1 protein-coding gene is annotated in these 917 nt (G+C 58.7%); it reads left to right on the forward strand.

The window, feature by feature from the left end:
* Nucleotides 1–877 (forward strand): IS3 family transposase (locus tag V2B23_RS30860; protein ID WP_430953692.1); only part of this gene is annotated, 877 nt, incomplete at its 5' end.
* Nucleotides 878–917 lie beyond the last annotated feature (40 nt).

A 917-nucleotide genomic window follows, 5' to 3' on the forward strand; every position in this document is an offset into this window, starting at 1 on the left:
AAAAGGCTGCCCTCAAGGAGATCGCGAAGGGAAAATTCTGAGCCCGACCGCCAAACGAAACGCTGTCGTCATGCTCCAGGAAACAATGGGGCTCTCGCAGCGATTCGCCTGCAGAATCGTCGGGCAACCGCGATCGACCCAACGGAAAGAGCTTGCGAGACACACCCCGGCCGATCCGGATGCCGATCTGCGGAAGTGGTTGCGAGACTGGGCCAAAGCCAACCAGCGAAAAGGGTTCCGGCGGGCGTGGGCGGATTTGCGTGCCGCGGGCTGGGCGATTAACAAGAAGAAGGTTCAACGCCTCTGGCGCGAAGAAGGATTGCAAGTGAACGTCCGCAAGATACGTAAACGGGCCGGCGCCTCGACTACTCCGATCACCGAGGCAGATGCACCGAAGGTGGTGTGGGCGATCGACTTTCAGTTCGACTCGACCACCGACGGCCGGAAGTTCAAGATCGCGTCGATGGTCGACGAACACACCCGTCAGTCCGTACTGAACATTGTCGAGAGATCCATCCCGGCAGAGGATCTCGTCGCCGCCTTGAAGAAGGCGTTCGCACTCTGGGGCGGCCCACCGCAGGTCCTGCGGTGCGACAACGGGCCCGAGTTCATCTCCGAGGCACTGACGACGTTCTGCGAGGATCAGGTCGGTATCGGCTACGTTCCACCTGGTCAGCCGTGGAAGAACGGGTACATCGAGTCGTTCAACAACCGTGTTCGGGACGAATGCTTGAACATGAACGAATTCCACAGCCTCCTCGAAGCTCGGGTGGTCATCGAGGACTGGAAGGAGGATTACAACAACCGGCACCGTCATTCATCGCTGGCGTATCGAACTCCAAATGAGTACGCTGCCAGCTGTATTCACACGCATTGATTCTCTGATAGCGAGTGGCTCACCAAATGGGGTCCTACCA

It is taken from the genome of Rhodococcus sp. 24CO, assembly GCF_050586165.1.
Lineage (GTDB): Bacteria > Actinomycetota > Actinomycetes > Mycobacteriales > Mycobacteriaceae > Rhodococcus_F.